Here is a 7,789-nt window from a genome sequence, read left to right as displayed (position 1 = left end):
TAACCAAGATCAGGAAGAAAATTAATGCCAGACCGAGAGAAAAACTCAATTTCTTGACTCCGGCTGAGGTCTTTTTCAAAAATATTTCGTAATGTTGCACTCGCTGGTTGACTCTGCCCATATTAAAATTCTCTACTTCTTCCGAAAAAAAAGCCGTCTTTGCAAACTTGATATTACAAAAAAACGTATTTTTGCAGTGCGGTATGAGAAAAGCGTTATCGCACACAACAAAAAGAATCACATATTAAAAAATATACAAATCTATGGATTTAATTAGTCAAATTGTTGAACGCGCAAAAGCGAACAAACAGCACATTGTGCTTCCGGAAGGAACAGAAGAACGTACGTTGAAAGCTGCCAATCAGATATTGACAGATGGTGTGGCCGACCTGACTTTGTTGGGCAATCCCGATGAAATCATGGCGCTCGCAAAAGAATGGGGTTTGGGTAACATCCATAAAGCTACCATCATCGATCCCGAAACCAGCCCGAAAAAAGAAGCATACGCACAATTATTGTGCGAACTGCGGAAGAAAAAGGGCTTGACCATCGAAGAAGCCCGCAAACTGGTGCTCGACCCGCTGTATTACGGCTGCCTGATGATTAAGGCAGGTGATGCCGACGGCCAGCTTGCCGGAGCCCGCAACACGACCGGCAATGTATTGCGTCCGGCATTGCAAATTATCAAGACTGCTCCGGGCATCACGTGTGTATCCGGTGCCATGCTCTTATTGACTCACGCCCCCGAATGTGGCGACAATGGTGTAATCGTTATGGGTGACGTAGCCGTTACTCCGGTTCCCGATGCAGGCCAATTGGCACAGATTGCTGTCTGCACCGCCCGCACTGCTAAAGCCGTTGCAGGTATCGAACCACGCGTAGCCATGCTGAGTTTCTCCACCAAGGGGTCGGCTAAACACGAAGTGGTAGACAAAGTGGTAGAAGCGCTGAAGATTGCCAAGGAAATGGATCCGGCACTGAAGATTGACGGAGAAATGCAGGCAGACGCCGCTTTGGTTCCGAGAATCGGACAGAGCAAGGCTCCGGGTTCGGAAATCGCCGGATATGCCAATGTACTGGTAGTACCCAGCCTGGAAGTAGGTAACATTTCTTACAAGCTGGTAGAACGCTTAGGACATGCCACTGCGGTAGGTCCGATTCTTCAGGGTATCGCCCGTCCGGTCAATGACCTGTCGCGCGGCTGCTGCATTGACGATGTATACAAGATGATTGCCATCACAGCCAACCAGGCTATTGCGGCGAAAGCACAAGAATAACCATGTCCTAACCATAAAAATAACAAATCAACTATATATGAAAGTATTAGTACTCAATTGCGGCAGTTCATCCATCAAGTACAAATTGTATGAAATGACTACCAAACAAGTCCTTGCACAAGGCGGTATCGAAAAAATAGGTTTGCCGGGGTCTTTCCTGAAACTGACCTTGCCGAACGGTGAAAAGAAAATCATCGAGAAAGATGTGCCCGAACATACCACCGGCGTACAGTTTATATTCGACACCCTGACCAGCCCTGAATATGGAGCCGTGAAGAGCCTGCACGAAATCAATGCCGTAGGCCATCGTGTATTGCACGGAGGAACCAAGTTCAGTGGTTCTGTGCTGATTGATGATGCCGTAATAGCTGCCGTAGAAGAATGTTGCGATCTGGGTCCGCTCCATAATCCAGCCAACTTGAAAGGTATTTATGCCGTACAGCAATTATTACCCGAAGTTCCACAAGTAGCCGTATTCGATACAGCTTTCCACCAGACGATGCCCGATTACGCTTACCTGTATGCCATCCCTTACCGCTATTTTGAAAAATACGGTATCCGCCGTTATGGTTTCCACGGCACTTCTCACCGCTACGTATCAAAACGCGTATGCGAATTTTTGGGAATCCCGCAAGAGGGAAGCCGTATCATCACCTGCCATATCGGAAACGGAGGTTCTATTGCTGCCGTAAAAGACGGGAAATGTATTGATACCAGTATGGGACTGACCCCATTGGAAGGCTTGATGATGGGTACACGCAGCGGCGACATAGATGGAGGTGCCATCACTTACATCATGAAAAAGGAAGGACTTACCCCCGATGAAATGTCTACATTGCTGAACAAGAAGAGCGGTGTATTGGGCATGTTCGAAAAATCGAGTGATATGCGCGAACTGGAAGCTGCCGTACAGAATGGCGAAGAACGTGCTATTCTGACCGAAAAGATGTATTTCTACCGTATCACCAAATACATTGGTGCATACGCAGCAGCCATGAACGGCGTGGATGTCATTCTTTTCACAGGCGGTGTAGGCGAAAACCAGTCGAGTGCACGTGCTGCTGTCTGCAAGAACCTGGAATACCTGGGTGTGAAAATCGATGATGAAAGAAACAAGGTGCGCGGCGAAGAAGCCATCATATCTACCGATGACTCGAAAGTGAAAGTCGTAGTTATCCCGACCGATGAAGAGCTGACCATTGCAACCGACACGATGAACATCCTGAACGAACGCAATTAAGTAAATAATCATTAAATAGGTTTATAAAAGGGCATCCCCGTAAGTCGCTTTTCATTATCTTTGCACGGGCAGAGACAAAAAGCGGCTTCTGGGGATGTCTTTTTTTGTCCTCCCTCATCCAAGAACTTAAACACATAGAATATGAAAAAAAAAGTTGTAACATTCGGTGAGATCATGCTCCGTCTTACCACTCCCGACAATCTTCGCATACAACAAAGCCATGATTTTCTGGTCAACTATGGAGGAAGTGAGGCCAATGTTGCCATTTCCATTGCCAATTTCGGAGGAGAAGTGGAATTCATAACCCGCCTGCCCGACAATGCACTGGGAGATACCTGCCTGTCCGAACTGCGTTCGCACAACATTGGAACAGGACATGTACTGACGGGAGGCAACCGCTTAGGAACATATTATATGGAGAAAGCAGCCGCCATGCGTAATTCAAAAGTGATATACGACCGCGAACATTCGGCTTTCTCAGAACTGAAACCCGGCATGATAAACTGGCGTGATGCATTCAAAGACGCTTCCATCTTCCACTGGTCGGGCATCGATGCGGCTCTTACACCGGGACTTGCCGATGTATGTAAAGAAGCCATTGACACAGCCAAGGAAATGGGACTGACCATTTCATATGATATCAATTACCGTAAAAACCTGTGGAACTACGGGAAAAGCGCACAGGAAGTATTGCGTCCCCTGATGGTTTCGAGCGACATCATGTTCGGAAGCGAAGGAGAGTATGCTTTGGTTACAGGACTGAAAGCACCGGGATTCAAAGCCACACGCAATGGAGAAGCATACGACCTGGAAGCCTACGAAGCTTTCTGCAAAGGCATCAGTGAACAGATTCCCAACTGCAAATACATCTACATTGCCCTGCGCAACGTCATCAGCTCGGTACACCATACCTTTGCCGGCATCCTTTATTCGCACGGCACTATGAAACATACCCGTGTGTTCGACATTGATGAAGTGGTAGATTGCGTTGGTGTAGGCGATGCTTTCTGCGGTGCCATGCTGTATGCCCAACACGCTTTTGAAGATGAACAGAAGCGCGTAGACTTTTCTACGGCGGCCTCTGTACTGAAAAATACCATTGCAGGCGACTACAATATGGTGAAAGTTGCCGAAGTGGAAGGCTTGCTCGCCAAACACGAAAACGGTGAAGTGGCAAGATAAATCAGTTGACAAGGTAACAAGGGAACAAGGGAACAAGGTAACGAGGGAACTAGGTGACGAGGGAACTAGGTGACAAGGTTTCAAAAACTTGGGTTGAAGTATGCAACACTATTCAAAACCTCGTCCCCTTGTTACCTCGTCAACTTGTCACCTTGTCAAATCGTCACCTTGTCACCTTGTTACCTGACTTCCGTCTCTCCTTCGATGAACTGTTCCATAAAAAGATTCTCACCATCGAATACGGCATACGAGAACTCGGATATCCAATCGCCCAGAATCAGGAGACGCGATGTGCGGCTCAACATCAGGTCGAGCATGATGTGGCGATGGCCAAAAATAAAATAATTGATATCAGGATGCGTTTTCAGGTATTTCTTTGTAAACAACACCAACGGTTCTTTATCTTCACCCATATAAGGAGGCTCTTTCCCCTCTTCCCGCTTCTGGCGACTATGCTTCGCCCACTCCAGTCCCAGTTCTACACTCCAGCGCGGATGCAACATCGAGAACATACGTTGTAAAGTATGACTATGAAACATCATCCGGAGCAAATGAAACTTACGGTCATTATCGCCCAGCCCGTCGCCATGAGCCAGGAAGAACTCCTTTCCGTAAATCTCGCACGTCTGCGGTTCCCGGTGCAGAATCACTCCGCATTCTTTCTCCAGATAATCACCACACCAGATATCGTGGTTTCCGATGAAGAAATGCACTTCCACTCCCCGGTCGGTCAATTCAGACAATTTGCCCAAGAAACGGGTATATCCCTTAGGCACAACCAGCTTGAATTCGTACCAAAAGTCGAACATATCCCCCAAGAGATACACAGCCGAAGCCCGTTCCTTAATACTGTCGAGGAAATTGACCAAACGGCGTTCCTGAGTGCGGCTATGCGCAATAGCCCGCGAGCCTAAATGCGCATCCGACAAAAAATATACATTCTTCATCGCATCCATCATTACCTGTTTTTATAAAAATCCTAACTCCAGTTTTGCTTCTTCGCTCATCATGTCCTTGTCCCATTCCGGCTCGAAGACCAGATTGATCTGGGCTGCTTTCACCCCCTCTACCGACTCTATCTTCTGCCGGATATCTTCCATGATGAACTCGGCGGCGGGACAATTGGGAGCCGTAAGCGTCATATCCACCACCACTTCTCCGTCATCCTGAAGGTCAATCTTGTAAATCAGTCCCAAATCGTACACATTGACCGGAATCTCAGGGTCGTAAACGGTTTTCAACATATCCACAATCCGCTCTTCTATCTTCAATTTTTCAGTATTATCCATATCCTTCTTTCTTTTTACTGTTTGCGACAAATATACGACAAAAAAGTGAAATAAGCCGCAGAAGAAAGAGCGAAAGTTAAAGACAGCATTCCAATGCATACCCATTTTTCGTTTCCGAAATGTTTGTCCGTTTCATCGGATTGACTTACCTTTGAATGCAAAAAGATACGAGATTATGAAAAAGACCGATAGATTTATCTTGCTCTGCCTCCTATTCGCCTTCTTTTGTATCGGGGGAACCCTTGCCGGACATGCCGAACCCGACTCGCTTACCCATCACCCGATACACCACCAGATAGGTTTCGATATCCGCCCGGGATATGTATTGCCTACCAAAAGTTTTTTTGAAGGCGAAAATGCACAAGGAAAACCTATCAACACCGTACTTTCGGCACATCTGAAATATGCCTTCCGATTCGATAAAGACTCGTATTTGGGAAAACTCTATCCGCATGCCTATCAGGGCATCGGCATAGCATATACTTCTTTTTTCAACCCTTCGGAACTGGGAAACCCCGTCAGTGTATATGTGTTCCAAGGTTCACAAATAGCCCGGCTCACCCCTCACCTGACACTAGACTACGAATGGAACTTCGGAGCCTCATTCGGATGGAAAAAGTATAACGAGACAAGCAACCCGTACAACGATGTGGTAGGTTCGAAAATCAATGCTTACCTGAATGCCGGCATCTACCTGAACTGGCAACTCGCCCCACAATGGCATCTGACCGCAGGGATAGAAACCACACATTATTCAAACGGGAACAGCAATTACCCCAATTCGGGTGTCAACACCGTAGGGGGACGTATCGGACTGGTACGTACTTTCGGAGCTGAAAAAACAACCCCCAAAACTCACCCGCAAGAAAAAGCTCTCCTACAAGGTTCCCCATTCAGTTATGACATTATTTTATACGGAGCCACCCGGCGCAGAGGCATCATCTGGCCCGACGAGCGATACCTTGTACCCGGCTCGTTCGGGGTAATCGGGTTCAACTTCAATCCACTCTACCGGGTCAACCGGTATTTCCGTGCCGGCATCTCGCTGGATGCACAATACGACGAAAGCGCCAACCTGAAAAACCATGTAGCCGGAACCGAACATGACACCAACCAAAAACAATTCTACCGCCCGTCTTTCCGCGAACAGTTTGCCGTAGGACTTTCCCTGCGTGCCGAACTGACCATGCCGATATTCAGCATCAACCTCGGTATAGGACGCAACCTTATCTACAAAGGAGAAGACACCAAAGGATTTTACCAGATTCTTGCCCTGAAAACATTCGTCACACGCCGCGTCTTCCTGCATGTGGGATATCAACTGAGCAACTTCCGCGACCCCAACAACCTGATGCTGGGACTGGGCTACCGGTTTTAATCATTTCAAGTTCATCCATTTGCCACGTTCAAGCCGGACAAGGAAGATAAATCCGCGGAAACATAATTCGATACACATGGCAAGCCATACGCCTTTCAAGCCCATCGACGGAGCCAGCGATGCCGCCAGCGTAAGACGCACCGCCCAAATGCTGAAAAAATTCATCAGACACGGAATAATGGTGCTGCCGGCTCCTACAAAGACACCGTAAGCCACTATTGCCGCGGCAAACATCGGTTCGGCAAAAGCCTCGATACGCAATGCCATTACGCCCAGTTCCAGCACTTCGGCATCGGGCGTCATCGTACCTATAATCAACGGGGCAGCCACATACATGATTACCCCCATGATGCCCATTACCGTCATGCCCATTCCTACCGTGATGCGGGCAAAACGCCGTGTCAAGTCTCTACGTCCGGCACCCATGCTCTGCCCTACCAGAGTAGTAGCAGCATCTGCTATGCCATAACCCGGCATGTAGCACAAGCTCTCTGCCGTTATAGCAAACGAATTAGCCGCTATGGCGAATACTCCCAAAGGTGCCACAATAACCGTAGTAAGAATCTGTGCGCCGCAAATCACTGCGTGCTCAATGCCCATCGGCCCCCCGATACGGGCAGCCTTTTTCAATACAGCCGATGTAGGACGAAAACGTCCCTTTTCGTGCATCAGCCCCAATTCGGAAGAACGGGTCACCAGAAACCATAACATCAGACCTGCCACAACCAGTTCGGCAAGCCCCGTCCCCAAAGCAGCTCCTGCCACCCCCCATCCGGCACCAGGCATAAACACTTCCATCCCAAACAGAGAAATGTGACGGGAAGGGAAAATAAGAAAATAATTGAACACCACATCCAGCATACACATCAGCACGTTCAGCATACTGGGTACACGCATATTTCCACTACAACGCAACATGCCTCCCGTCAGGAAACACAACTGCATCATGGGAAGGAAAGCCGCATAAATCAGGAAATAAACCGAAGCATCGTGATTGATGACCTCTTCACCGCCCAACCAATAGGGCAAGGCACCGCTGATACCCATGCCGATACTTGCCAGAAGAATACTGAATAACGACACAGCCACAAGGGACTGGCGCAACACCTGGCGTGCTTCCTTAAACTTCCCTCCACCAATGCAATGCGCCACCTGTACGGCAAAACCGGTAGATGCCGCACTACACAAGCCCGAAAACAACCACGTAGAAGTGGATACCAGCCCGATGGATGCCGAGGCATTGGCACCCAGGCTGCCCACCATGGCAGCATCGATGTATTGCATCACAATAGACGACAACTGGGCTACCATCGCCGGTATACTCAGCTGAACCGTAAGCAGAAGTTGCTGGCGAAGGCTCATCGGACGACCTTCACGTATCAGTACCAATAAATCGTTTTTTCCGAAATTCATAGAGTGCAGT

7 protein-coding genes are annotated in these 7,789 nt (G+C 48.3%); 4 read left to right on the top strand and 3 right to left on the bottom strand.

Going from position 1 to position 7,789, the window contains the following annotated elements:
• Nucleotides 1-263 precede the first annotated feature (263 nt).
• The 3 genes from pta (at nt 264) to B5F25_RS13440 (ending at nt 3,699) form a co-directional block, all read left to right on the top strand.
• The gene (gene pta / locus B5F25_RS13450; RefSeq protein ID WP_022039628.1) at nt 264-1,277 is read left to right on the top strand and encodes a phosphate acetyltransferase; all 1,014 of its coding nucleotides are present in this window, start codon (nt 264-266) and stop codon (nt 1,275-1,277) included.
• Between the two features lie 37 nt (nt 1,278-1,314).
• Nucleotides 1,315-2,517, top strand: coding sequence for an acetate kinase (locus tag B5F25_RS13445; RefSeq protein WP_022039629.1), 1,203 nt, complete (start codon nt 1,315-1,317; stop codon nt 2,515-2,517).
• Nucleotides 2,518-2,658: 141 nt separating this feature from the next.
• Entirely contained in the window at nt 2,659-3,699 is a 1,041-nt protein-coding gene (locus B5F25_RS13440) for a sugar kinase (RefSeq protein WP_022039630.1), read from the top strand.
• A 179-nt stretch (nt 3,700-3,878) separates the two neighbouring features.
• Here B5F25_RS13440 and B5F25_RS13435 read toward each other — a convergent pair whose 3' ends face one another.
• Nucleotides 3,879-4,646: a UDP-2,3-diacylglucosamine diphosphatase gene (locus B5F25_RS13435; protein ID WP_087209279.1), complete on the bottom strand. Its 768-nt coding sequence runs from the start codon at nt 4,644-4,646 to the stop codon at nt 3,879-3,881.
• Between the two features lie 21 nt (nt 4,647-4,667).
• Nucleotides 4,668-4,988, bottom strand: a complete 321-nt coding sequence (locus B5F25_RS13430; RefSeq protein WP_022039632.1) for an iron-sulfur cluster assembly protein — start codon at nt 4,986-4,988, stop codon at nt 4,668-4,670.
• 175 nt (nt 4,989-5,163) lie between these two features.
• Here B5F25_RS13430 and B5F25_RS13425 point away from each other — a divergent pair, with 175 nt between their 5' ends.
• Nucleotides 5,164-6,366, top strand: coding sequence for an acyloxyacyl hydrolase (locus B5F25_RS13425; RefSeq protein WP_087250123.1), 1,203 nt, complete (start codon nt 5,164-5,166; stop codon nt 6,364-6,366).
• On the opposite strand, the gene B5F25_RS13420 is transcribed toward B5F25_RS13425, so the two are convergent.
• On the bottom strand, nt 6,367-7,779 hold the full coding sequence (locus tag B5F25_RS13420; protein ID WP_087250121.1) for an MATE family efflux transporter: 1,413 nt from the start codon (nt 7,777-7,779) through the stop codon (nt 6,367-6,369). It lies immediately after the preceding gene.
• Nucleotides 7,780-7,789: the final 10 nt, after the last annotated feature.

Origin of the sequence: Bacteroides sp. An19 (assembly GCF_002160215.1) — a bacterium.
Taxonomy (GTDB): Bacteria; Bacteroidota; Bacteroidia; order Bacteroidales; family Bacteroidaceae; genus Phocaeicola; species Phocaeicola intestinalis.
The sequence above is the reverse complement of the archived record's forward strand: the minus strand, read 5'-3'. Positions and strand labels throughout refer to the sequence as shown.